The sequence below is a fragment of the Dinghuibacter sp. genome, from assembly GCF_035492835.1.
In the GTDB taxonomy this organism is placed as follows: Bacteria; Bacteroidota; Bacteroidia; order Chitinophagales; family Chitinophagaceae; genus Dinghuibacter.
In genome coordinates, this window is record NZ_DATJIY010000103.1 from 12,751 (window position 1) to 37,935 (window position 25,185).

A 25,185-nucleotide genomic window follows, 5' to 3' on the forward strand; every position below is an offset into this window, starting at 1 on the left:
CGGCGGCTTCAGTCCAGTCGGACCGAAACGGTCTGCTGGTTGCGGATCACGCTTAATGTCACGGGCCTGCGCACGGTTTTGTAGAGCGACCGCAGGGCGTCGGCGTCCTTCACCGGATGCCCGTTCAATGCGCGGATAACATCGTTGTCATGCAAGCCCGTATTGCCTGCGTGCAACACCACGACTCCCTGCTCATCGGGCAATCCATAGGCGGACCGGTCACCCGGTCCGTCTACGCTTTTTATGGTGGCGTCCAGCCAGACCGCCGGCGCCACGGCTGACACCGATGGGCCGCTCGCCAACGCGGGTATGACCGGCTTCGCTGCCACCCGCCGTAGCGCGGGGTCTGTGACCCCAAAGTCATCCATGGAGAAATTGACAAAACCGATCACCACGGCGGGGGAGGTGCTCCGAACACGGTAGTCGCCGGTGGCGGCGCCGCCGAACTTGGGGTCACCCGCCAGGCTGTGGGCGTCCGTGCCTCGTTTTTGAGCCGCGCCCAGCGCAGCAGTGTCGGGAAAAAGGTTGCTATCCACGCGAAGGCCCCACTGTGCTATCTGGATAGGGAAATAGGGCTTCATCACGATGTTGCGCTCAAAGATGTCCCCGCTGCGAATAAACCAGACGTGCGGATGAAAGGAATTGTTGACCAGGATGTTGTTATACACCTCCCGATGAAAACCTTCCCGGAGCTTTAGTCCTCCATGCAGGCAAACGTTGTCGTAGATACGATAGTTGGATGACCCGTCGTCCAGGTCGATGTCCCATCCGTGGTCGCAGCGGAAGCGGTTATGCCGTATCGTATTTGGCTGGACGGCGTCGAGAAGGTAAAGCCCGGGATGTACCGCCATAAGGCTGTCCATATAGCGTCGGTCGGGGGACCAGAAACGGTCCCGCCCCCAGGAATTGAAGGCGCCATGATCGCCTGTTTCCAGCACGGTGTTAAAAACGTCGTTGTATTCGATGACGTGTCCTCCCCAACAGCCGTCCCCGATATTGATACCCGACCGGGGGGTATGATAGATTGTGTTGTGGCGGACCGTGATGCCGGCCGCGAGGTCGATCTCGACGCCGGATACCTGTTTTTCGGTTTCGCCTATATAACGGATCAGGTTATCCTCCGCCAGGCATTGAGCCGGGTAGTTTTCCGTACGTGGGCCGGGAGTGGTGTCGAGGGCGGGATAATACACATAGTCTTCGTACCGGTTTGCGGCCGACCGGGCGGCGGCGGTATCGCCGACGAAACAGATCCCGCTGGCGCCGATGTGCCCGATGCTGCAGGACCGGATGGTGTCCGAGCGGTCATAGTCATCAACAAAGATGGCGTTTCCGCCCAGGTAGGTAAATGTGCAGTCTTCGATCCGGCATCTCTCGGTACCTTCCAGGACGAGGGCGCCCCCGCGATATATGGCCCAGTCGCTGCGGACAAGCCTTTCGCGGGTCAGCATGAATGTCCGGTTTGTTTCCGTGAAATGGATACCCGTAATTTTCACGTCACGCACCGGCTCGCCCGCATTCCCTTTCAGGACTACGAGCTCATTTGTAACCGACCGCTCAAAACGGGCAATAACGGGATCCACTCCCGGCGGCGGGTACAAATATAGACGACCGCTGGCGCCGTCATAGTACCATTCCCCCGGCGCATCCAGTTCCTCGAAGATGTTTTCTACATACCGGTAACGCGGGTGCATGGGCGCGGGACGTGCCATTTGCCAGCCGCCTTTCAGCACCAGGCCGCCGGTGTCGTCCTTACCTTCGATGCGGTAGTGAAGACTTCCCCATTCATAGCCCTGGATGGCGTGCACGTAGCCGCCCTCGGGATCTTTCCAACGATTCGCCCGTGTCAGCGCGTCCGCGGCCGTGCCGTTCATGACGGCCTGCGTCGTGTCCAGGTTGGGATAACGGGCCATGGGCAAAGGACGGCCATTGCAATACAGCTGGTCGACGGAAAGGTTTTTGCCGATATCGGTACACAGGATCGGTCCCTTCCAGACGGTCCATTGTGGGGAAATCCTTTCCGCTCCGCAGAGCGAGACGTCTTCCTGTGGGAAAGCCTCGATGGTTAGCGCGTGGTGGTTGAGCATGGCCGGTGTGAGGATGATGGGCTCGTCGATGGCATACCGGCCAGCCCTTAACCGGATAACGACCTTACCGCCCGGGGCGGAGGCGACCCGATCGAGGGCCGCCTCCAGCGTCTTTGTGGTTGAAACGACAAAAACGGATTGGGCGTTGACATGGGCTGCGATAAAAATCAGGGCTAGAAAACGATACATAGGACCTTAATATACGGGGTTTTGCGGGATGTTGTTGGCGGTGAGCTCGGTATAGGGAATCAGCCAGGTGAGGTTGTAGGGGCCGATCGGGTTGACCAGGCCGCTGCCCCGGATGGTTTGAATATTACCGAACGTGTTGGTGCGTTTCATGTCGAACCATGTACTGCCTTCCTGGCTGAGCTCGTGTTTTCTTTCGAGCCAGACCGAATCCCTGAACTGTTCCTGGGTCAGACCGGCGAGGTCGGGGATACCCGCCCGCTCGCGGATGGCATTGATGTAGGCGTAGGCGCCCGCCGGGCCGTTTAGCTCGTTCTCGGCTTCCGCGGCGATCAGGTACATTTCCCCGAGCCGCAGATAAGGTAGGGAATAGCTGACGATCAGGCCGGACGCGCTGGGACCGATGCCCTGGTCGATAGCTGAGTTAAGGACGAACTTTTGGAAAAAGGGGCTCAAGGTATTGCCTGAAGGGTCTTTGTATTGCTGTTGTATGCCCCAGGTAAGACGTGCGTCCCCCGGGTAGAAGGTTTTGATATACCATGATGCAGGCACCAGCAACGCGTTGTATTGGTTGGCGGTACAGCTCAGGGTATGGAGGGGGTTGCCGCCGAGGTTGGGCACATACAACCGCTCCCAGATGGACTCCGTGGTATAGCTGACGTTGTGGAAGATCGCCGGATAACTGGAAACCAGCTTGAAACCGCCGGAGTTGATGACGGCCAGCGCCTCGTCCCGGGCCTGTTGGTAGTCGGACGTTTTGGTCAGGGGATTGCCGGCGAGGGTGAGGTACACCTTGGCCAGCAAAGCCGAGGCCGCCCATTTATAGGCCCTTCCCTGTTGGGGAGCCGTTGCCGGAAGGTTGTTCTCTGCGTAGGACAGGTCATCCAGGATGAACGCATAGACGGAATCCTGCGTGGCCCTTGGGGCCTGAACCTCACTGTAGGATTGCACGGTCGTGGTTCGAAGCGGAACGTCCCCGTACAACTGCACCAGGTAAAAGTAAGCAAACCCCCGGAGGAACCTGGCCTCCGCGGTCAGCCGGTTTTTTGCCGTATCGGGTATGGCGCCGCCGGGTAGGTTTTGGAGGATAAAATTGGCATCTTTGATCAGGCCGTAAGCGCTGTTCCAGGCGTCCAGGGTGCAGTAGTACACCGGGCTAGGGGCGTTTTGATACATGGGGAGCGCCTGCTCGTAGGAAGGCGAAGGCTGGCCGTATATATCCGTGCACATTTCGAGCATCATATACGTATCCCCGGAATACAAGCCGCCCAGGTCGGAATAGATACCGAGCACCGCGGATTCATAGCTTTGTTCGTTGGTAAAATACGTAGAGGGACTGATAAACGTCTGCGGCTTTTCCTGGAGTGTTTTTTTGCATCCTGCAAGGAACAGCGCGCCTATGATAAGATACTTTTTCATAACGGCATTGTTTAGAAGTTAACTTTTATACCCCCGCTCACGGACTTCATCGAAGGATACGTGCCCCGGTCCCATCCGTTGATGGTTGCGGAGCTCCAGGCGGCCTCGGGGTCATACCCGCTGTATTTGGTAATCGTAATAAAATTTTCCGCGCTCACGTAAACCCTGATCGTGCTTGCCTTGATCGATCGTAAGATTTTCGGGGCCAGGGTATAACCCAGCGTGATGTCCCTGAGCCGGATATACGATCCGTTTTCGACCCACAGACTGTTGGCATAGTCGCGGGTGTACTGCATGCTTCCCAGCGAGGGCTTGTCGCCGCTGTTGCTGGAGCCCGGGCCCGTCCACCGGTGGTCGTAGGCGGACTGCGTCGGCGCCCAAAGACCGTTTAACGTGAGGTTGTATTTTCTGAACTCGTTGACGATGTCGTTGCCGTAGGACCCGACGATGAGCAGCGAAAGGTCGAAGTTCTTGAACGTAAAGGTATTGTTGAACCCGAAGGTAAACTTTGGCTCCAGGTGGGTGAGCGTCACCCTGTCTGAGTCGGCATTAACCAGGCTGCCCGGGTAGAAGTTTTTAAATTTATAGTCGCCGGCGCGTTTTTGCGGTTCGCCGTTGGCGATGGCCTCCTGGTTGGTCTGGTAGACACCGGTGACCTGGTAGCCGTAAAGCTGCTCCATGGACTGACCCACGATCAGCGGGAACCAGTTGCCGCCGGTGCCGTATTCCTCATAGGTGATGGGCTTACCGGTAGCGTCGTTGCCCAGGTTGAGCACCTTGGTAGCGTTATGGGAGATGGTCAGGGTCGAGCTCCAGCTGAGCACGCCCTTAATGTTCCGCGTCGTCAATTGAAATTCAAACCCGCGGTTTTGGACGGAACCGACATTTTCCAGCACCTGGCCAAAACCGGTGGAGCCGGGCAGGTTAACCGGGAGCAGCAGGTTGGTGGTTTTCTTGTTATAGTAATCCGCGGTTAACTGTACGCGGTCCGCCCACAACCCGATATCCGCCCCCAGGTCGAATTCCGCGGTAGACTCCCATTTGAGGTTCGGGTTGGCCAGGCCGCCAAGCACATAGCCGGTGGTCTGCACGTTGTTGAATACCACGTTCACATTGTTGAGGCTGGCCAGGGTTTGATACGGGCTGATGGCCTGGTTACCCGAAACGCCGTAGCTGGTACGGATCTTCAGGTTGGAAACCTGCCGGACCTCCTTCAGGAAAGGCTCTTCGGAAAGCCGCCAGGCGAGGGCGCCGGAGGGGAAGAAGGCGAACTTGTTGTTCTCACCGAATACGGAAGAACCGTCGTACCGGCCGGTCACGGTGGCGAAATATTTTTCCCGGTAGTTGTAATTGACACGGCCGATATAAGAAACCAGCTTGCTGTTGGATAGCGAGGTGGAAGGCTGCGCCTTGGTGGTGGCTGCCTGGAGGTTGTTGTCCTGGTAAATCGTGCTGATGAAGTTGGAGGCGGTGCCGCTGGACAGGGATTTATAGAGGCTCGACTGATAGGTAACACCGCCGACCGCGTCGATGGTGTGCTTTCCAAAGCCTTTTGTATAGGCAAGCGTGTTTTCGTTGACGAACGTCAGGCTGTTTGAATAGCTGACGGAGGCGACACCTCCCGGTTGCCCGAGCGTGTTGATCGGGGGTATATAGTAGTCGGAGCGGTCCCAGGTGTTGTCCACCCCTACGCTTGCCCTCAGCTTTAACCCGTTGACGATCTCATATGTGAGGGCGGTGTTGCCGATCAGCCGGAGACTGTTGTCGGGGTTCCAGATGGTGTTTTCCATGCCCACCGGGTTGGTCTGCCCCCAGGTGACGCCGGTGAAGACGGTGTAGTTCCCCAGCGCATCATAGACGCCCTGGGTGGGGGGCATGACCATCGCCTGGAAGGGGATGCCGCCATAATCCGCGCTGCCGTTGTTGAGCTGGGTATATTTGCTGTGCTGCAGTGATAGGCTCGTTTGCATGTTCACCCGGTCCCATATCTTTTGATCCAGGTTGCCCCGAAATGAATACCGTGTAAAATTTGAATTCCGTACGATCCCATCCTGGTCATAGTATCCAAATGAGGTATAATACCGGGTATTGTCGTTTCCTCCCGAGACTGCCAGGTCGTGGTTTTGCATCCGCGCAGGGCGATAGGCTTCACTTTGCCAGTCAGTGCCGGTACCCTTGAGCGAGTCGATTTCGGAGGGCGTCCACGGAAGCGGCAAGGGCGTCGTATTCAACCCGGAGGCATTGTCATTGGTGACGACCTCGTTTTGCAGCTCCGCATACTCGGACGCATTGACCAGTTTGATTTTTTTGCGGAGCGTTTGTACGCCATAATAACCGCTATACGAAACCACGGGCTTCCCCGCGCGGCCCTTTTTGGTCGTGACCATGATGACGCCATTGGCGCCCCTGGATCCGTATATGGCAATGGAGGACGCATCCTTGAGCACTTGTATGCTGGCTATGTCGTCTGGATTTAATTGGGCGGATACATTGTCTATCGGCATGCCATCCACGACATAGAGCGGGGCGTTGCTGGCACCGATGGAGTTCGTCCCCCTGATCTTGATGATCACGGACTCGCCCGGTTGTCCCGAGGCTTCGTTGACCTGTACGCCCGCGGCCTGTCCCTGGAGGGTCAGCGCGACATTGGACGCGCCTTTGACCTGGGTGATCTTATCGGCGGTCACGGAGGAGACCGAACCCGTCAGGTCGGTCTTTTTTACCGAACCGTAGCCGATGATGACAGCATCGGCAAGATCGGCAACGTCTTGTTCCAGTATCAGGCGGAGTGCTTCTTTTGTGGATTTTATCCGGAATTGTTTTGTCTTGTAGCCTACAAAGGAAACCTCGATGACGTCATTTTCACCGGCGTCGATCGAAAATGCCCCTTCGGCATTCGTCGCCATACCTTTGCCGGTGTTCAGGTTTTTTACCGAGGCGCCGGACAGGGGTTTTCCCGTCGGGTCCGTTACGCGACCCGTGACTTTTTCGGGTAGCACCGTAGCGGCCGGGGCCGTTGGGGCCGATTCGGGTTTCTGCCGGATAAAGATGGTTTTTCCCACGATCGCATAACCCAACCCCTGGCCTTTCAGGCAGCTGTCGAGCGCGCTTTCGAGGGGAACGCCCTTTAATACGATGTCCACCTTCGAGGTACGCTGAAGCCATTCATCCCGGTAGAAGAATTGGTAGCCCGTTTGTTTCCGGATGTCCTTGAAGATTTTTTGAAGGGGCGCATTTGTCGCTGAAAGCGTCACTTGTTGTGCGGAACTTCGGGCGCTTACCTGGAGGGAGAAGACGATGAGCGAAACAACAGTCAGTTTCATAACCCTAAGCATTGTGGGAAGCTGTCGCCTTGGGCAACAGGAGGCCTGGTAAGGAGTTTTTTCCATACTTTAGCAGTGTTTTTGGTTAATTAATTAAAGGAGTTGGCCTAAAAACGCGCCAGGAGTGTGTCACCACTTCTGGCTTTTTTTTATTGTTTTGTTTTTTCGTGAACGATTATCGTTTTCCCTTCGATCGTAAAGTGGACGTCGTCGCTTTCGAGCATCCTGAGCACCTGCGATAGCGGGATATCCCTTTGGATCGCGCCACTAAAATGCCAACCCGGTATTTCCCCCGAGAAGCTGGTCTGGACGTCATACCAACGGCCCAATTCCCGCATGACGGTGGCAAGATCGGCGCTGCTGAACTGGAACCAGCCCGTTCTCCAGGCAAGCGCGACGTCCATATCGGCTTCCTTTATCTTTATGTCGGCCGATGCCTCTGCCAGGATCGCCACCTGCCCCGGCTGAAGGATCACATCGGGCCGCTGACCTCCGACCTGGATCTTACCGGAGACCAGGGTCGCCGCGGCATCCCGATCGTCCGGGTACGCCCGGACGTCGAATTCGGTCCCGAGGACCCTTACGTGGAGGTCGGTGGTTTGAACCGTAAAAGGTTTGTTTTTGTCGGGGACGATGGAAAAATATACCTCTCCCGATACAACGACTTTTCGCTCCGGGCCGGAAAACGCTGTCGGGAATCGGAGTGAGGACCCCGCATTGAGCGACGCGCGTGAGCCATCCGGCAGGACGACATCGTATACAGCTCCCCTGGGCGTCGTCACCGTATTGTAAACGACAGGGCCGGGGTTGGCGCGACACACCAACGAATTTTTGCCTGCCTGGAGCAGGCCGGCGTCTCCTTGTCGGATAACCATTTCCGCTGAGTCTCCTCCCAGGTCGATCGTCCGTCCGTCCGCCAGTATCAGCTGGGCCGTATGCCCGGCGGGGCGGGCATCGGCGCTGGCGGCCGTCTGCTTCCTGGCTGGCGGTGTGGGTTTGGTATGGCGGGAAAAGAAATAGGCCGACGCAACCAGGACAACCGTAGCCGCGGCCATCCAATAACGGGGATGCAGCCGTTTTACGGGGGTAGGACTTGCTACTCCTACGACATTTTGGAAGATCCTGTCGCCCCGCTCCCTGTCGGGTGGCCGGGGATCGGCCGTCTCCAGCAGCCGTTCTATCGCCTGAAGGGCGGCCTCCCTGTTTTCCGGGAGCTGTATACGGGTAAACAGTTCCCCCAGCTCAGCGGGGGAAATCGTGTCATCTACGTATTTCTGGAGCAGTGACCGGAATTGCGGATCATCCATAAAAACAGGCAGTCGTTTATGCTTCCCCCTAAAGACACCGCGGACCGGTTGCCGGTACTAGTGGCGCGATTCTTTTCTTCAGATGTGCAGCCGGAGGTAATTGTTGACGGTCTGGAGCGCCTTGTTCATGTGGTTTTTGACCGTGTTGGCGGAGATTCGCAGCTCCCTGGCGATTTCCAACCGGTTCATGCCTTGCTGACGGCTCAACCGATAAATGACCTGCTGCCGGGGAGGCAGTTGAGCAACGGCTTGATTGATAAGGTCCTCCGTTTCTTTCTGGCGCGATTGATCGTCCTGGGCCGGGGGGGTGGCCTGGTATGAATAAAAAAGGAATCTTTTAAAGGCGTTTTGGCGAAGCTTTTTCCGGAGCTCGTTGAAGATATGGTTCCTGGCCAGGATGAAAAGGTAATCCTTGAACTCCCCGACCCCGGCCAGCGCATGACGCCGGACCCAAACCTTTATAAAAACTTCCTGGGTAAGGTCCTCAGCGAGGGTCTCCGACTTGGTCAGGGCCAGCGCGGTAGTAAATACCGGGTCCCAATAATGATCGAACAGCTGCCGGAAGGATGGCTCATCCCCGGCAGCGGCAGCAGCAAGCATTTCGCTTTCGTTTTGCAGTCGAGCCCACCTCACCTTTGAAAGTTACGACAATTTACAAAATGGACAAACTGACCGATATTTGCAGAATCTTGTTTGCAGAAGTCATCATACCGCTGGCGCTCCCGAAGAATTACACATGGTCCGTACCGGACCACCTGCTCCCGAAAATCCAGGTCGGGGGGAGGGTAGAAGTGTCGCTGAAGAATAAGAAGTACGCCGGACTGGTCCGTGCCCTGCACCGGGAAGGACCGGAGGCGTTCCACCCGAAGCCGATCGAGGGCGTCATCGACAGCCAACCGATCGTACACGAAGCGCAGCTGGCGCTCTGGGGATGGATGGCGGACTATTACATGTGTTCAGAGGGCGAGATCATGGCGGCCGCGCTCCCGGCCCACTTCAAGCTTTCCAGCGAGACCATCCTGTTGTACAACGAGACCTACGGGGAGGATTTTTCGGCCCTGGACCACGACGAGTACCTCGTGGCTGAGGGTTTGTTGTTAAAGAAAGAACTGCGGGTGGAAGAAATCCAGCAGATCCTTGATATCACCCACGTATACCCGGTTGTAAAATCCCTGATCGAAAAAGGAGTTTGCCTGGTGTGGGAGGCCCTCCAGGAGACCTACAAGGAGAGGACGGAGAAATTTGTCGTGTTGAACCCGGAATACCACGACGAGGAAAAGCTCGCGGACCTGATGAACCAGTGGACGCGCGCCCCGAAGCAGCTGGACCTGCTCCTGGCCTACCTCCATCTTCAAAAACAACAAGGGTCGGTGAGTCAGAAGGACCTGCTCAAAAAGTCGGGCGCCAGTCCCGCCCAGTTGAAGGGGCTGGCGGATAAAAAGGTGCTGTTTATCGAGCAGCGTCAGGTGGACCGGTTACAATATCTGCCCCGGTCGATACAGGTGGACTTCGAGCTCTCCGCGGCGCAGCAACAGGCGCTGGATGAAGTGAACGCGCATTTCGCGTCCAAATCCGTGTGCCTGCTCCACGGCGTTACCTCCAGCGGCAAGACCCAGGTCTATATCAAGCTGATCGAGGCGGCCCTGCGCCAGGGGCGGCAGGTCCTGTACCTCCTTCCCGAGATCGCCCTCACGGCGCAGATCATCCGGCGGCTCCAAAAGCACTTTGGCGGGTATATCGGTATCTATCACTCGAAGTTTAACCAGAACGAGCGCGTGGAGATATGGAACAAGGTCGCCTCCGGCGACATCCGCGTCGTGCTCGGTGCGCGTTCTTCGCTGTTACTCCCGTTCCAGGACCTGGGGTTGATCATCGTGGACGAAGAACACGACGCTTCCTACAAGCAACAGGAGCCGGCGCCCCGCTACCATGCCAGGGATACGGCTATCTACTATGCCCATCTCCACCGGGCGAAAGTGTTGCTGGGGAGCGCCACGCCTTCGATCGAAAGCTACTATAACGCCGTGCAGGGGAAGTACGGGCTGGTGACACTGACCGAGCGATACGGGGGGGTGGGGATGCCACCGATCACGTTGGTGGACGTACGGGGCAAAGGCAAGGTCGTTCTCTCGCCGCCGCTCCAGGAAGCCATAACGGAGACAATGGCGCGCGACCGGCAGGTCATCCTCTTCCAGAACCGCCGCGGCTACACACCCTACCAGGTGTGCACGACCTGCGGCTGGATACCGGAGTGCAAGAACTGCGCGGTGACCCTGACCTACCACAAGGCCTCGCATAAATGGCAGTGCCACTACTGCGGCACCACCTATCCCGTGCTATATACCTGTCCCGCCTGCGGGGGGCACCACTTCGTGCAGAAGAGCTTCGGGACCGAAAAGGTCGAGGAGATATTACAGGAAACCTTCCCCGATGCCCGGGTCGCCCGCATGGACCTGGACACCGTCCGGGGTAAAACGGCCCATGAGCAACTGATCCACAATTTCGAGGAGCGCCGCATCGATATCCTCGTGGGCACGCAAATGGTGGTCAAGGGACTCGACTTCGCGCACGTGGACCTCGTCGGCATCCTCGACGCCGACAGCCTGCTCCACTTCGCCGACTTCCGGGTGCACGAGCGCGCCTTCCAGCTGATGGAGCAGGTGAGCGGTCGCGCGGGCCGCAAAAGCGCCGGCGCGGGCGTGATGATCCAGGTGTCCAACACCGCGCATCCCGTCCTGGATTTCGTCCGGGCCCACGATTACCGCGCGTTGTACGACTTCGAGATCCAAAGCCGGCAGCAGTTCGGTTATCCGCCGTTCTCCCGCCTGGTCCGGATCACCTTCCGCCACAAGCACGAAGAGATCGTGATGGCGGCGTCGGAGGCGTTCGCCACCGCGCTCCGGGCGGAGTTCGGTCCCTACCTCACCGGTCCCGCGGCACCCGTGGTTAACCGGGTCCGCAACCAGTTCCTGATGGAGCTGTTGGTAAAACTGCCCCGGGACGGCGCCGTGATCCAGCGATGCAAACACGCCATCCGGATGGCCGAGGCCGTGATACACGCGGACAAGCGGTTCCGGAGCGTTGGGGTCGTGCCCGACGTCGATCCGGTGTGACCCGCTTTTTTTGTATATTTCGCCTCGTTATGACCTTCGCCCAGAATATCTCGCTCAGACCCTATAATACCTTTGGCATAGACGCCCTGGCCAGGTATTTCGCTACTTTTTCGGACGGCGCGGCGCTATCCGCCCTGTTGTCCAAGGCCCCGGCCGGCGCGAAATTCGTGCTGGGCGGCGGGAGCAATGTCCTGTTGACGAAGGACATCGATGGACTGGTGCTAAAGAACGAAGTGATGGGCATCGAAACCGTGGCTGAGGATGAAGACTATGCCTATGTACGCGTGGGCGCGGGAGAGATCTGGCACCGGTTTGTCCAGCACTGCATCAACCACGACCTTGGCGGCGTGGAAAACCTCTCGCTGATTCCGGGTTGCGTAGGCGCATCGCCCATGCAGAACATCGGCGCCTACGGGGTCGAGATCAAGGAGGTCTTCCAGGACCTGGAGGCCTTCCACCTGTCGGACGGCACGATCGAACGGTTTTCGCTCAACGACTGTGCCTTCGGTTACCGCGACAGCGTTTTCAAGAATAAATACAAGGGCCAGTTCGCCATCCTCCACGTGACCTTCCGGTTGCGCAAACAACCCGTCTACAACGTCAGCTATGGCGCGATCGAGCACGAGCTCGAGCGCATGGGTGCGAGGGAGCTCAGCCTGCGCGCCGTGAGTGACGCGGTGATCCGCATCCGCACCGCCAAGCTGCCCGACCCGAAGGTCATCGGCAACGCCGGGAGCTTTTTCAAAAACCCCATCGTTTCTTCCGCCGTGTATGAGCGCCTCCATACTGAGTTCCCCTCGCTGCCCGCCTATCCCGCCGCACAGGAAGCCTATGTGGGTTCGGGTTCCGACGCCGATCTTGCCCCCGGGGCGATGAAGCTCTCCGCCGGGTGGCTGATCGAACAGTGCGGCTGGAAAGGCTACCGCACCGGCGACGCCGGCGTCCACGAGCGCCACGCGCTGGTGCTCGTGAACTACGGGCACGCCCGCGGGCAGGAGATCTACGACCTCTCCGAAGAAATCCTCCGGAGCGTCAAGGCGAAGTTCGGGGTGGTGATGGAGAGGGAAGTAAATATCATCTGAAGCCGTACGATATGAACGAATATAAAATTGGGCCGGAAGGCTTGCGGGACATCCGCAAGCGATTGATCCGCCGGACGATCACCGTCTACGCAATCGCATACCCCATCACCATGGTCGTACTGGCGCTCACCGCTTTCCCGAGCATGGCGGACCTCCCTTACCTCATCGGCGGGGCGGTGGCCTGCGTTATATTCGCCTATATTAGCGGTAATGGCCTGATCCGCCGCCAAATGGACATGTATGTTTCTTACACCGTCGTTTTATCCGAGATACTACTCACCCGGGAGTCCGCGGTGTTGCCAACGATAGAAATCTACCTCAATGAGATTCGGAAGATCGAGCTGCTGAAGAACGGGGCGATCATCGTCAGGGGGCGTACGCGCCAGGAGTGTATCGGCATCCCAAAACAAATGGAAGGTTTTGATGAGCTGAAGCGCGCCCTCGAAGGCATCATGCCCCTGACACCTACGAATGTACTGATCCAGGCACGGATGCTTAGCCTGCTGTATCGCTTCATCTTCCTCGGATCCTTTATATACTTCGTCGTCACTCCGTACCGTGGATGGCTCTTTTATGTCACGGGCTTACTGGCCCTGGGCCTGTCGACATGGAGTTTCATCGCCACGCAACGCAGCAAGCACCTAAGCGAGGCCGCCAAGCGCCGTTCCTTGTTATACATTGTCACGTGGTCCATCATCGTAAGCCAGCTGGTCTTCCAATGGATACATTTCTGAAACGGCGGGCTAAAAATTGCGCAATCGGTTGACCGCCGGGTAGCCCTAGGATTTAACATTGGGATTAACTAGATTGGCTAACTTGGCGCGCCATGGCGGACAACGAACAAGCCTATTGCATAGCATTGCAGAACGACGACGGGAATGCCTTCGAAACCCTGTTCCTGAAGCATTTTCCGGGTCTTGTCGCTTTTGTGGAAGCGTTTGCCCCTGGCGTCAGACAGGAGGCGGAGGACGTCGTATCCGACGTGTTTGCGCACCTCTGGCGGAGCCGGAAACAGCTCATTGTACACGGATCGATTAAGGCTTATTTATATACCGCGACGCGGAACAAGGCCCTCGACTACGCCAAAAAGCGCAGGATCAAAACGTTGCCTTTAAACGAAGACGCCGGTGCCTACCTGTTCGCCCACATGCAAACGCCGGAGCGGGAACTGCTGAGCAAGGAGATGGACGCGCATTTGTCACGGCTCATCGGCCAGTTGTCACCGCAGGCGAGGATCATTTTCCGTATGAACCGCGACGAGGGTTTGTCCTATGCGGAGATCGCCGACATATTAAGTATATCGGTCAACACGGTCAAAACGCACGTCTACCGGGCGCTCAAGTTCCTGAAGGAGGCGTCCGCCGCTTTTACGCAGTAGCCCCCAAGGCCGCTTCACCGGCTGCTTTGCAGGCAGCCCAGCATGAACAAATTGTTAACCGCCCCGGTTCGTGTCATGCGCCGGGGCTTTTTTTTCGTCTTATAAGTGATGCTTCCCGAAGAATCGGACATATACCTGTTGATCACCCGCCACCTGGCCTTTCAGACGAGCGCGGCCGAAGACGAGCGGCTGTACTCGTGGATCGCGGAGTCGCCAGAGAACGAGCGCCTGTTCCAGCAGTTGAGGCAGGTGTGGCTGTCGGGCAGGGGAAACGCGGAAGAGGAGGCACGGGCGGCCGGTGCCCTGACGCGGTTGAGGACGCGATTGGAGAGTGAACCGCCTTCGAGGACCCGTTTGAAACGCTGGCTGGCTGCCGCGGCGGTCGCTTCCATAGCAACGGCGGCGGCCTCGTTTTTCCTGGTAACCCGGCGTGGCCCATCGGTCCAGGACGTCCAACGGATAGCCGACGCCGGCCATAGCCTTTCGTTCACGATGGATGACGGCACTTTTGTCTGCCTGGCGCCGGGCAGCCGGATCAGCTACCCCGCCGGGTCGGGTAAGGGCGAGCGGCGTGTGGTCTTGCGGGGGCAGGCTTATTTCGAGGTCACGACCAACCCCCACCGGCCTTTCGCTGTAGAAAGCGGAGGTATCCGGACAGAAGTATTGGGCACCGTCTTTACGGTATCGGCCTTCGACAACCAGGCAAAGCTATCGGTGGCGCTGCTCAAAGGAAGCGTCCGGGTCACGGACAGTGCGCGTCTCTTTAACTGCCTGCTGGAGCCGAACAAGGAATTGCAATACGACAAGCGCACGCGCGAAACCAGCATCCGGGCGATCGATGCCGGCGACAATGTGGAGGGATGGACGCGCCGGGAACTGCATTTCGACAACATTACCCTGGCCGGGGCGGCGTCCCAGCTCCAGGCGGTATACGGGGTAAAGCTGGTGTTCCAGGACGCGGATGCGTCGGATTGCCGGATATGGGGCAGCTTTAAGAACAAACCACTCGATGATATTCTAAGCACGATCTCGCTGGCTGGCCACATCAAATTCACCCAGGGGCCTGACGGGACGGTATTCGTGTCCAAGATCAAATAACCCAGTTTCCAAAACAAACGCTATGCAAAAAAGTTGGCAAAACTTCTTTGGGGCACCGTCGTGCCTTCTCCTAATCCTCTTGCTGCTGTGCGCGCCCTTTTATAGGGCAGCAGCGCAGACGACGGACCAGACAGTCTGCTCCGTACGCGCCACCGGACAGCCGCTCAAGTCCATATTGTCGGCGATAGAAATGCAAACCGACTACACTTTTGTCTGTGTGGAGCATACGGAGATCCTGGACAGGCTGGTCACCATCGATGCGTTGAACAGCAACCTGCAAATCATATTGAACAAGCTCGCCAGGGAAGCGCAGGTCGTCTTCGAAACCAATGGCAAGAACGTCATCGTACGGGACGCGCGGGCCGCGGCACCGGCGAAGGCCCAACCCGCCGCGCGGACGGTGATCGAAGGCGTCGTGTCGAGCCCCGACGGGAAACCGCTCCCGGGCGTAAGCGTAGTCAACGTCAACGACAAGGCGCTTAGCTCCACCACGGGAGAGAACGGGTCCTTTTTGGTGAAGGCCAAAAGGGGAGACGTGCTTCAGCTGTCTTTTGTAGGCTATCGTGATCGCGTCCTGACCGTGGGTGAAGCCAAACAATACCAGGTCACGCTCCTTTCCGATACCGGCAAAGTACTGTCCGACATCGTCGTGACGGCCCTGGGTATCAAAAAGGAAACCAAGGTGCTGGGCTATGCGGTGCAACAGGTCAGCGGCGACGTGATGGAGAAGGTAAAAGCGCCCACCGCGGCCGCCGCGCTGACCGGCAGGGTCGCCGGTCTGGACATCGCCAACACCAGCGATTTCTTCCAGAATCCGGGTATATCGCTGCGCGGCCAGACGCCGTTGATCGTCATCGACGGTATACCCGACCTGCAGGCCGACGTATACAAGATCAACGCTGACGACATCGAAAGCATATCGGTGCTCAAAGGCACTTCGGCCGCCGCGCTATATGGCTCCATCGGTAAGAACGGCGCCATCCTGTATACCACCAAAAGGGGTAAGAAGGGCCGGTTTGGCGTGGATGTGAATTCCTCCACCCTGGTGCAGACGGGATACATCCGGATACCCAAGGTACAGACAGAATACGGCGACGGTTATGAAGGCGTATACGCTTATGTCGATGGCTCGGGTTCCGGCACCGAAGGCGGCGGATGGATATGGGGCCCCAGGCTCGACCAGAAGGACCCCTCCACGAAGAGCGGTTACTGGGAAACGCCGCAGTACAACAGCCCCGTCGATCCCGTAACCGGTAAGCTCGTCCCGTTGCCTTTCATATCCCGCGGGAAGAACAACCTCAAGAACTTCTTCCAGACGGGTGTGCTGTCCACGAATGACTTGTCGGCCTATTGGGGCGGAGAAAACGGCACCTTCCGGGTGTCGGCCGGTAATATCTATCAAAAAGGCACCATCCCCAACACGCAGCTGAACAACTCGTCTTTTTCGGTGGCGGGGAACTACAACCTGACCAGCAAGCTGAGCCTCGATGCGCGCGTCACCTACAACCGGGAGTTCACCAACAACTACCCGACGATCGGTTACGGCCCGGACAACATCCTGTACAACCTCGTTTTGTGGACCGGGGCGGACGTAAACGTCCGGGACCTGAAGAATTACTGGGCGCCGGGAAAGGTGAATATCCAGCAGTACAACTACAACAACTCCTGGTACAACAACCCGTACTTCCAGGCCTACCAGGACCTGAACGGGTATTACAAGGACAATTCGTTTGGCTCCTTTTCGCTGAACTACGACATATCGCCTTCCTTCAGCATCAAGGCCCGGTCCGGCTTCAACCAATACGGCCTGGACCAGACGACAAAAGAAGCCCAAAGCTATATTTCCTATAGCTACATTTCCCCCGGCAACTTCTTCGACACCAAGACCAATTACTTTGATATCACCTCCGACCTTATCCTGAGCTACAAGCACGACCTCGGGCAGCACGTCCGTCTGAACGTCCGCCTGGGCGGGTCCAACCAATATACCAACTACAAAAGCCTGTATGCAAAGACCGACGGGTTGACCATCCCGGGTTTTTATAGCATGAGCAACTCCACCAACCCGATCTACAGCACGAATACCCTGCAGGAAAACCAGATCAAAAGCGCCTACGGGATTGCCGACCTGGAGCTGTACCGGTTTATTTACCTGAGCGTGACCGGTCGTAACGACTGGGTGTCCACGCTGCCCCTGGACCATAACTCCTTTTTGTATCCCTCCGTCAGCGGCTCGGTCGTGTTGTCGGACGCGTTGAAACTGCCGGACTATATTTCGTTCCTGAAGGTCAGGGGTTCGTTGTCGCAGGTCAACAGCGGCAACATTTCCACGGGCAACCCGTATGCGGCGATCCAGACCTACGGCATCGGGACCAAATGGAACAACGTGCCCTCGCTCACCTGGGGTTCCCAGCTCATTTCCCCGGGTCTGACGCCCTCCACCACGCGTTCCTGGGAAACGGGCCTGGTGGTCGGCTTCTTCAGGAACAGGATCAACCTAGACGCCACGTATTTCCAAAACCGCGAGTTCAACAACTTCGCCAACGTGGCCATTTCACAGGCCGCGGGGTACCAGAGCATCCTGGTCAACGCGGACGTATACCGGCGAAAAGGGTGGGAGTTCGTCCTGAGCGCGACACCGGTGAAGAACAAGGATTTCCAGTGGCGCACCGCGGTCAACTTCAGCAACAACCACCGCTGGCTCATCCAGTCGACGTATGGTTCCGAAGGCTACGAGGGCAACCTGAAGGTGGGAGACCGGATGGACCGGATCTATACGTCTTTATATGAAAAGAACCCGCAGGGTCAGACCATCTACGACGCCAATGGTTTCCCGATCTGGGACCCGTACCCGCGCTCGCCCGGGTACTCCGACCCCAAGTGGATCTACGGCTGGCAGAATACGTTTACCTATAAGCAATTCTCCTTTAGCTGCTCAATCGACGGCCGCCTGGGCGGTTGGATCTACTCCACGACCAACGAGAAGATGTGGTGGGGCGGCACCGCGCCCGGCACCGCCAACCACTTCCGGGATGAAGCCTACAACGGACAGAACACGTTTATCGCCCCGGGGGTCGTGGTGGCTTCCGGCGCCGCCACCTATGACGACCATGGGAACATCATCCACGACACGCGGACCTATGCACCCAATACCACGGGCGTCAACTACGTCTCTTTTATGACGTCCACCAGCGGCGACATGCAGGACCATAACAACTTCTACTATAGCGGCACCTACGCCAAAATCCGCGAAGTGGTATTGACCTATACCCTGCCTGACCGGTGGGTGCAAGGCAGCAAGTTCTTCACCAGCGGCTCGGTTTCCGTGGTGGGCAACAACCTGCTGATGCTGGCAAAGATCCCGAACGTGGACCCCGATGCGGAATCGGACAACCTGCAAACCCCTTCCCTCCGCAGCTATGGGGTCAACCTCAACTTTAAATTCTAAGACAGTGAAACAAACGCTATACATCCTGCTCCTGGCAACCCTGGCTTTTTCCTGCAAGAAGTTCAGCTACTACCAGATCAACCCCAACGTGCCCACCCAGGCGGACCCTTCCCTGGAGCTGACCAACGTCGAGCAGTCCGCCTTTAGTACCATCAGTCCTTCCGCCGCGCTGGCCTCCCGCTACCTGGTCTATTCGGAATCGGCGGACCCCGACCAGTATTATGGATGGCAACGGAGCGACTTCAGCCCTTACGCCAGCATCCAGCAGGTGGTGAAAATGCAACAGGAGGCGATCCGGGTGAACAACCTCAACTACTATTATATCGGCAAATTCCTGACGGACTATTACATCGTCGGGCTGACCCTGACCTATGGAGATGTACCGTTCTCCAAGGCCATGCAAGCCATGAACGGGGACGTATCCGCTTCCGCGACCGCCCCGGCCTACGATAAACAGCACGACATCTACCTGCAGGTGCTGAACGACCTGGACATTGCCAACGACTCGTTGTCCGCCACGAACGGCACGATCCAGGGGGACGTCGTCTACGGCGGAGACATCACCCAATGGAAAAAAGCGATCAACGCCTTTGCGCTGCGCGTGCTCATCAGCCTGTCCGGCAAAACGGGGGATGCGACGCTCCAGGTCACCCAACGGTTTTCGAACATCGTTTCTAACCCCGCGCAATATCCTTTGTTTATTTCCAACGATGACAACGCGGCGTTACCATACTACAATCTTTCGGGTAACTACTACCCGTATTACAACAACAACGGAATGAAAACCGACTACTACCTGGACAGCTCCTTTGTCCACCTGTTGAAAGGGTTTTCCGATCCCCGGTTGTTCGTGTTCGGCAACCCCACCACGGCTTCCGGCTTGCCCGCGGGTGAATTCGACGCCTACGCCGGGCTCCAGGGTAGCGCGTCCTTATCGATCAACGTGGCTGCCATTGCCGGGGGGAAAGCCTCCGCGATCAATAACCGGTATGCCTATGACCCCATCAACGAGCCCAGCGTGATGATCGGCTATGCGGAGCAGGAATTCACCCTGGCCGAAGCCGCCGCCAGGGGTTGGATCACCGGCGACGTCAATACGTATTACACCAATGGGGTACAGGCGGCCCTGAAATTTTCCAGCTACAAAGGGACCTACTCCGACGCGGATATAACGACGTATCTTCAGCAACCCGCCATACAGCTGACGGCAGCCAACCAGCTGAGCCAGATCCTGACGCAGAAGTACCTCTCGATGTTTATGAACACCGGCTGGGAACCCTTCTACAACCAGCGGCGGACGGGGATCCCCGTGTTCGAGACTTCCGGGACCGGGATACTCAACAACGGCATGATCCCCAAACGGTGGATGTATCCCACCAGCGAATACCAGACCAACGCGGCCAACGTAAACGCGGCGGTCAGCGCCCAGTATCCCCAGGGCGACGATATAAATGGGGTGATGTGGCTTTTACAATAACTTATCCATGAAGATTCAGCTGATTTTGCTCGGAATTTTGGTTTCTCTGGTCGCCACTGCTCAAACGCACAAGGTTCTTTTTGTCATCGCCGATGGTATCTCCGCGGACGCCCTGGAAAGGATGCATACGCCCAACCTGGATGCCATTGCCGCACGGGGTTGCTACGTCCGGGCCCACGTCGGCGGTGATAAGGGGACTTATTCCGAGACGCCCACGATCTCGGCGGTTGGCTATAACAGCCTGCTGACAGGGACCTGGGTCAATAAGCATAATGTATGGGACAATGACATCAAGGACCCGGACTATCACTATTCCACGATATTCCGCGTGGTCAGGGAGTCGGCGCCCCATAAGAACGAAGCCGTTTTTTCCAGCTGGACGGACAACCGGACAAAGCTCGTCGGCGAGGGGCTGCCGCAAACCGGCGGTTTGACGCTGGACACGCACGCGGACGGATTCGAGCTCGATACCGTTCGATTCCCCCACGACCGGGCCCGCAACTTCATGCACGTCATTGACGATACGGTCGCTTCAGCCGCGGCCGCCTACGTGCGCTCTTCGGCGCCGGACCTCACGTGGGTCTACCTCGAATACACCGATGACATGGGCCATATGTACGGCGACAGCCCGCAGTATGACACCGCCATCGCGTACATGGATCGGCAGGTTGGCCGCATCTGGCAGGCGATCCGCTATCGCGAAGAACACTACAAGGAGCAATGGCTGATCGTCATCACCACCGACCACGGCCGCGACGAGAAGACCGGCCGTGGACACGGCGGTCAGTCGCTGCGCCAACGCGGCACCTGGATCGTCGCCAACCGGCGGTTTAACGACTACGCACGGTATTCATACCCCGGCATCGTCGACGTCATGCCGACCATGGCCCGTTGGCTGGAGGTCCGCCTGCCGGACAGCGTAGCCCGCGAAGTCGACGGCGTACCCCTCGTCGGTCCGGTCTCCCTGGCGAAACCCGTCGTAAATGTCATCGAAGGTCGCCTGGACCTCAGCTGGCAGTCGTTCGACACGACGGGATCGGTCAAGGTATGGGTAACGACCACCAACAACGTCCGCGCCGGCGGTTCCGATGCCTACCAGCTGCTGGCCACCGTGCCCGCTTCGCGTGAGCACGTCGACGTGGCGGTTCCATCGTCTACCTTTTACAAGGTTGTCCTGGAAGGCCGGTACAACACGGTGAACGTTTGGACCGGTCCCGCGCCAAGGCCCTAGCGATAGGTATTTAACCCTTTCATAACCGTGACGGTCACGCTCCGGTGTAAAAGCGGGCTCCGCTATGTAATGCTCTTTAGAAATCTTCCTCGCTGGTGTCGCCCTCGTCCTCGTATCCCGCCTTGCTATTGAAATTGAGCATCGACCCCATGAGGTCCTTGAACTCGATCTTCCCGTCGATGACCTTTTTGGAGATCAGGGAGTAAGCCGACAGGCCGTGGAGGACAAACTCCATGAGCAGCGCGGCTTCCTTGTCGCTGGCGTGCTTGAAGTGTTTCTTGACCAGCGCGTGGAGGCCGTCGACCTTATAGAGCTGGTTCATCCGGGCCTCGTCGGTCATGTCGGCGAAGAGGTTCAGCTGGTTGCCGCGGTCGAACCAGGTGGTGATGGAGCGGAAGGGATTGTCCGCCTCGGCGCCTTTCTTCTTCTTGCCCTGTTCGGGGTTGGGGAAGTAGGAGGTGAACAGCGTGCGGATCGCCTTTTCGACGAGGTTGTAGGCTACCTGGTAGGGGCCTTCCTGTTCGCCCTCGTAGACGAGCTCGATCTTGCCCGTGATGGAAGGGATGATGCCGGCCAGGTCGCCGATCCAGACAAAGGTTTTCTTTTCGCCGTTGACGATGGCGCGGCGCTCGGCGGAGCTGATCGCGTTTTCGAAAGCGGCGATGGTGAGACGGGCGGAGACGCCGCTCTTTTTGTCTACGTATTCGTTGGTGCGGGCTTCGAAAGAGACCTGCTCGATCAGGCGTTTGACGAGGTCGCTGACCTCGATGCGTGCGGCCTGGTCGGGGTGTATGTCCGACTCCTGGGCGGTGATCTGCATAGAAGCCTCTACCGTCTTGGGATAGTGGGTCAGGATCTGGCTTTCGATACGGTCCTTGAGCGGGGTCACGATCGAGCCGCGGTTGGTGTAGTCCTCGGGGTTGGCGGTAAACACAAAAACGATGTCCAGCGGCATCCGCAATTTGAACCCGCGTATCTGTATGTCACCCTCTTGCAGGATGTTGAAGAGCGATACTTGTATCCGCGCCTGGAGGTCGGGCAATTCGTTGATGACGAAGATACCCCGGTTGCTGTGCGGGATGATCCCGTAGTGGAGCACGCGCTCGTCATCCAGGTTGAGCCGCAGGTTGGCGGCCTTGATAGGGTCGATGTCCCCTATCAGGTCGGCTACGGTGACGTCGGGCGTCGCCAGTTTTTCGCCATAGCGTTCGCTCCGGTGGAGCCAGGTGATGGGGGTGGCGTCGCCTTTTTCGGCGATCAGCCCGATGGCGTACCGGCTGATCGGTTTCAGCGGGTCGTCGTTGATGGTGCTGCCTTCGACGACGGGGATATATTCATCCAGGAGGTCCGTCATCTGGCGGGCCATCCGGGTTTTGGCCTGGCCGCGCAGACCCAGGAAAAGGATGTTGTGACGAGACAACAGGGCACGTTCGGTTTCGGGGATGACGGTATCCTCATACCCGATGATACCCGGGAACGTGGCCTCTTTATGCTGTAATTTTTTGATGAGGTTACGACGGATTTCTTCTTTGACGGTCTTGTGTGTATATCCGCTCTTTTTTAATTGTCCGAGTGTGTTGATGGTAGCTATATCCATTAGTCTTGCTTGCTTTTAATAAACTGTTTTTCGTTTGCCGCTCTCAAAGTCCTTGAATATAAAGGAGCCCAGGTGGTCCAGGGAGGCGAAGAAGGCCTTCCCGTTGTTGGTCTCGGTGAACTCCTGTACGAACCGCTGTAAATAGGGATCGGAAGCGATCATAAAGGTGGTGATGGGAATCTTGAGCTTTTTGCACTGGGCCGCCAGGTTCAAACAGCGGTTGGTGATCTTGCGGTCGAGCCCGAAGCTGTTCTTGTAGTATTTCTTCCCGATCTTCAGACAGGTCGGTTTCCCGTCGGTGATCATAAAGATCTGTTTGTTGGGATTCCGCCTGCGGCGCAGGATGTCCATCGCCAGCTCCAATCCCGCCACGGTATTGGTGTGGTATGGTCCAACCTGGAGGTAGGGGAGGTCCTTGATCTCGACCGGCCAGGCGTCGTTTCCGAAAACCACGATGTCGATGGTGTCCTTGGGGTACTTGGTGGTGATCAATTCACTCAGCGCCATGGCCACTTTTTTGGCGGGGGTGATACGGTCCTCGCCATATAGGATCATGGAGTGGGAAATGTCGATCATCAACACCGTCGACGTCTGTGTCTTGAAATCCGTCTCACGGATCTCCAGGTCGTCCTCCTGCAGCCGGAATTGATCCAGGCCATGGTTGATCTGGGCGTTGCGGATGCTGTTGGTAAAATCGATTTGTTCCACCGTGTCCCCGAACTGATAGGGCCGGGTGTCGGGGTTCTGTTCGTCCCCCTGGCCGGGTTTAAAGGTCTGGTGGTTCCCGGAACGGCTCTTTTTGAGCTTGCCGAAAATTTCCTCCAGGGACCTCTTCCGGATGCCCTGCTCGCTCTTGGAGGTAATGGTAATAGAACCGTCCTGGCGGTTTTCCTCCAGGTAGCCTTTTTCCTTTAGCTCATCGATGAAATCGCCGAGTCCGTATTCGTCGTCGGTAAGGCCGTATTCTTTGTCCAATTGGGTAAGCCAGTTAAGGGCTTCGCTGACGTCACCGCTGGTGTAGGTGATTAATTGAAGAAAGATATCCAGCAATTGTTCGAAAGTGGTTTTTCCCTGGCTGTTAGGGTCAAACTTGGTAAAGTGGTAGCCAATCATAACGCCTCCTTATCTTCAGACCCTAAATTTCCTTAAATAAGGGGAATAAAAAAAATGTCGCCGTGAGACCGGGCGGGGCGCGAGGCACAGACAGCCGCAGTCACGGGGCGCAGGCTACCGCTGGCGCGGCGCCGCGACCGGATCGTACCGTGTCCGGAGGGAATCCAGGTCATGAAGAATGTCCCGGGCCGTCCGGGCCTCGTACCCCAGGTAAGACCCCGGACTGAGCCGTGGGAGCGTCTCCGAATAACGGATCTGCTGGATACAATCCAGCCTTACCGCCGAATCCACTTTCCGCGCCAGCGGCAAGTCCCCCGCCTGGTAGGCGTCCGCCGCGAATTTTTCGGACGCCCGGTCGTGGTAGTTGCCCCAGCGGCTGCATTGGCCATAGTCCATGTAGCCCATACCCCGGTCGCAGCGCTCCAGGATGGTCCTGGCGTCGGCGACCCGGCCGGCGCCCAGGAGATAGTCCGCCAGAGTCGTGTATGCCGCCCTGACGGTGAGCAGGTTGTGTCGGTTTTCCTCGTCAAAATACACACCCGGCCGTTCCGCCCCACCGAACGCAAAGGCATTCAACAACTTATCTTTTGTATAGTCGATGTGCATGGCCTGAGCGTGGAGCGGGACCAACCGGTATGCCAGGCCATCCTGCCGCAGGTACTCGTTAAAGCCCATGGCGTCGTAGATGGACGTAAAGTAGAGGGGCCGTTTCCAGTGGTTGGCCGCGACGATGTTGAGGATCATGGCGTCCCCCTTGAGGATGGCGCTCGCGGGGATGCGGAAGCGGAGCTCTCCGACCAACCCGGTATCGCCCGGGTCCACCGTGCCGTTCCGCCGGACCAGGGCCGTGTCCACGGGCACGCTGACGAGGTGGGAGGGGAAGGTATTGAAGGTCTGGCCGTCCGTGGTTTGGACGGCATAGGCGGGGTCGTTGCCGCCCGTCGCCCGCATCATCGTTTCCAGGTCCATGAGCGTGTCCGGGGGCGCGTTACGCATGGCGTACTCCCCGGCATAAATAGGATCCCGTTTGTCCCCCGCGACCGCGTCCGCGGACCAGATCGGGTCGATGGCGTCGCTTTTGTTGATCTTATAGCGCAGTTGGTCGATGTACCAATCGATACCCAGCAGGCTGGTATTGATCACGCGGATGTCGGGTCGTATGCCCAGGGCTTCCTGGGCGAACCAAAGCGGGTAGGTATCGTTGTCCCCAAAGGTAAAAAGGATGGCATTCGGCGCGCAGCTGTTCAGGTAGTCTTCGGCCATGGCCAAAGCGGCGGTTTTATGGCTACGGTCGTGGTCGTCCCATTCGCGTATAGCCATCAGGACCGG

At 57.7% G+C, this 25,185-nt stretch carries 15 protein-coding genes and 1 pseudogene; 8 read left to right on the forward strand and 8 right to left on the reverse strand.

Translation table 11 applies throughout. From position 1 onward, the window contains the following. Positions 1-8: 8 nt before the first annotated feature. The 5 genes from VL547_RS09990 to VL547_RS10010 form a co-directional block, all read right to left on the reverse strand. Positions 9-2,273, reverse strand: a complete 2,265-nt coding sequence (locus VL547_RS09990; protein ID WP_325577518.1) for a PDZ domain-containing protein — start codon at positions 2,271-2,273, stop codon at positions 9-11. A gap of 6 nt (positions 2,274-2,279) precedes the next feature. Next, positions 2,280-3,689 carry a RagB/SusD family nutrient uptake outer membrane protein gene (locus tag VL547_RS09995; RefSeq protein ID WP_325577519.1) on the reverse strand — a complete coding sequence of 470 codons (1,410 nt, stop codon included), beginning with the start codon at positions 3,687-3,689 and terminating at the stop codon, positions 2,280-2,282. 11 nt (positions 3,690-3,700) lie between these two features. Continuing rightward, positions 3,701-7,012: a TonB-dependent receptor gene (locus tag VL547_RS10000; protein ID WP_325577520.1), complete on the reverse strand. Its 3,312-nt coding sequence runs from the start codon at positions 7,010-7,012 to the stop codon at positions 3,701-3,703. A 149-nt stretch (positions 7,013-7,161) separates the two neighbouring features. Then, positions 7,162-8,319, reverse strand: coding sequence for a FecR domain-containing protein (locus tag VL547_RS10005; RefSeq protein ID WP_325577521.1), 1,158 nt, complete (start codon positions 8,317-8,319; stop codon positions 7,162-7,164). Between the two features lie 78 nt (positions 8,320-8,397). Further along, the gene (locus VL547_RS10010; protein WP_325577522.1) at positions 8,398-8,952 is read right to left on the reverse strand and encodes an RNA polymerase sigma-70 factor; all 555 of its coding nucleotides are present in this window, start codon (positions 8,950-8,952) and stop codon (positions 8,398-8,400) included. A 26-nt stretch (positions 8,953-8,978) separates the two neighbouring features. On the opposite strand from VL547_RS10010, the gene priA reads away from it, so the two are divergent. The 8 genes from priA (at position 8,979) to VL547_RS10050 (ending at position 21,146) form a co-directional block, all read left to right on the forward strand. Beyond that, positions 8,979-11,432 (forward strand): replication restart helicase PriA, encoded by a 2,454-nt coding sequence (gene priA / locus VL547_RS10015; RefSeq protein ID WP_325577523.1) that lies wholly within the window; start codon positions 8,979-8,981, stop codon positions 11,430-11,432. 29 nt (positions 11,433-11,461) lie between these two features. Next, positions 11,462-12,514, forward strand: coding sequence for a UDP-N-acetylmuramate dehydrogenase (murB, locus tag VL547_RS10020; RefSeq protein ID WP_325577524.1), 1,053 nt, complete (start codon positions 11,462-11,464; stop codon positions 12,512-12,514). A gap of 11 nt (positions 12,515-12,525) precedes the next feature. After that, positions 12,526-13,248: a hypothetical protein gene (locus VL547_RS10025; protein WP_325577525.1), complete on the forward strand. Its 723-nt coding sequence runs from the start codon at positions 12,526-12,528 to the stop codon at positions 13,246-13,248. Between the two features lie 92 nt (positions 13,249-13,340). Beyond that, the gene (locus tag VL547_RS10030) at positions 13,341-13,892 is read left to right on the forward strand and encodes an RNA polymerase sigma-70 factor (RefSeq protein ID WP_325577526.1); all 552 of its coding nucleotides are present in this window, start codon (positions 13,341-13,343) and stop codon (positions 13,890-13,892) included. Between the two features lie 108 nt (positions 13,893-14,000). Next, the gene (locus VL547_RS10035; RefSeq protein ID WP_325577527.1) at positions 14,001-14,990 is read left to right on the forward strand and encodes a FecR family protein; all 990 of its coding nucleotides are present in this window, start codon (positions 14,001-14,003) and stop codon (positions 14,988-14,990) included. 22 nt (positions 14,991-15,012) lie between these two features. Beyond that, positions 15,013-18,438 carry a SusC/RagA family TonB-linked outer membrane protein gene (locus tag VL547_RS10040; protein WP_325577528.1) on the forward strand — a complete coding sequence of 1,142 codons (3,426 nt, stop codon included), beginning with the start codon at positions 15,013-15,015 and terminating at the stop codon, positions 18,436-18,438. A 4-nt stretch (positions 18,439-18,442) separates the two neighbouring features. Continuing rightward, positions 18,443-19,915, forward strand: coding sequence for a SusD/RagB family nutrient-binding outer membrane lipoprotein (locus tag VL547_RS10045; protein ID WP_325577529.1), 1,473 nt, complete (start codon positions 18,443-18,445; stop codon positions 19,913-19,915). Positions 19,916-19,922: 7 nt separating this feature from the next. After that, positions 19,923-21,146: an alkaline phosphatase family protein gene (locus tag VL547_RS10050; RefSeq protein ID WP_325577530.1), complete on the forward strand. Its 1,224-nt coding sequence runs from the start codon at positions 19,923-19,925 to the stop codon at positions 21,144-21,146. A 76-nt stretch (positions 21,147-21,222) separates the two neighbouring features. Here the strand turns inward: VL547_RS10050 and VL547_RS10055 are convergent, their stop codons facing one another. From VL547_RS10055 to VL547_RS10065, 3 genes and pseudogenes are all read right to left on the reverse strand, one after another. Then, positions 21,223-22,743: a magnesium chelatase gene (locus tag VL547_RS10055; protein WP_325577531.1), complete on the reverse strand. Its 1,521-nt coding sequence runs from the start codon at positions 22,741-22,743 to the stop codon at positions 21,223-21,225. A gap of 15 nt (positions 22,744-22,758) precedes the next feature. Then, positions 22,759-23,856 carry a vWA domain-containing protein gene (locus tag VL547_RS10060; RefSeq protein ID WP_325577532.1) on the reverse strand — a complete coding sequence of 366 codons (1,098 nt, stop codon included), beginning with the start codon at positions 23,854-23,856 and terminating at the stop codon, positions 22,759-22,761. A 114-nt stretch (positions 23,857-23,970) separates the two neighbouring features. Beyond that, positions 23,971-25,185: pseudogene (locus tag VL547_RS10065) on the reverse strand (DUF2723 domain-containing protein); the annotation flags it as partial.

Excerpts from the sequence above, each read along its gene's own strand:
- VL547_RS09990 (WP_325577518.1), bottom strand. The coding sequence starts at position 2,273 with ATGTATCGTTTTCTAGCCCTGATTTTTATCGCAGCCCATGTCAACGCC.
- VL547_RS09995 (WP_325577519.1), bottom strand. The coding sequence starts at position 3,689 with ATGAAAAAGTATCTTATCATAGGCGCGCTGTTCCTTGCAGGATGCAAA.
- VL547_RS10000 (WP_325577520.1), bottom strand. The coding sequence starts at position 7,012 with ATGAAACTGACTGTTGTTTCGCTCATCGTCTTCTCCCTCCAGGTAAGC.
- VL547_RS10005 (WP_325577521.1), bottom strand. The coding sequence starts at position 8,319 with ATGGATGATCCGCAATTCCGGTCACTGCTCCAGAAATACGTAGATGAC.
- priA (WP_325577523.1), top strand. The coding sequence starts at position 8,979 with ATGGACAAACTGACCGATATTTGCAGAATCTTGTTTGCAGAAGTCATC.
- murB (WP_325577524.1), top strand. The coding sequence starts at position 11,462 with ATGACCTTCGCCCAGAATATCTCGCTCAGACCCTATAATACCTTTGGC.
- VL547_RS10025 (WP_325577525.1), top strand. The coding sequence starts at position 12,526 with ATGAACGAATATAAAATTGGGCCGGAAGGCTTGCGGGACATCCGCAAG.
- VL547_RS10030 (WP_325577526.1), top strand. The coding sequence starts at position 13,341 with ATGGCGGACAACGAACAAGCCTATTGCATAGCATTGCAGAACGACGAC.
- VL547_RS10035 (WP_325577527.1), top strand. The coding sequence starts at position 14,001 with ATGCTTCCCGAAGAATCGGACATATACCTGTTGATCACCCGCCACCTG.
- VL547_RS10040 (WP_325577528.1), top strand. The coding sequence starts at position 15,013 with ATGCAAAAAAGTTGGCAAAACTTCTTTGGGGCACCGTCGTGCCTTCTC.
- VL547_RS10050 (WP_325577530.1), top strand. The coding sequence starts at position 19,923 with ATGAAGATTCAGCTGATTTTGCTCGGAATTTTGGTTTCTCTGGTCGCC.
- VL547_RS10055 (WP_325577531.1), bottom strand. The coding sequence starts at position 22,743 with ATGGATATAGCTACCATCAACACACTCGGACAATTAAAAAAGAGCGGA.
- VL547_RS10060 (WP_325577532.1), bottom strand. The coding sequence starts at position 23,856 with ATGATTGGCTACCACTTTACCAAGTTTGACCCTAACAGCCAGGGAAAA.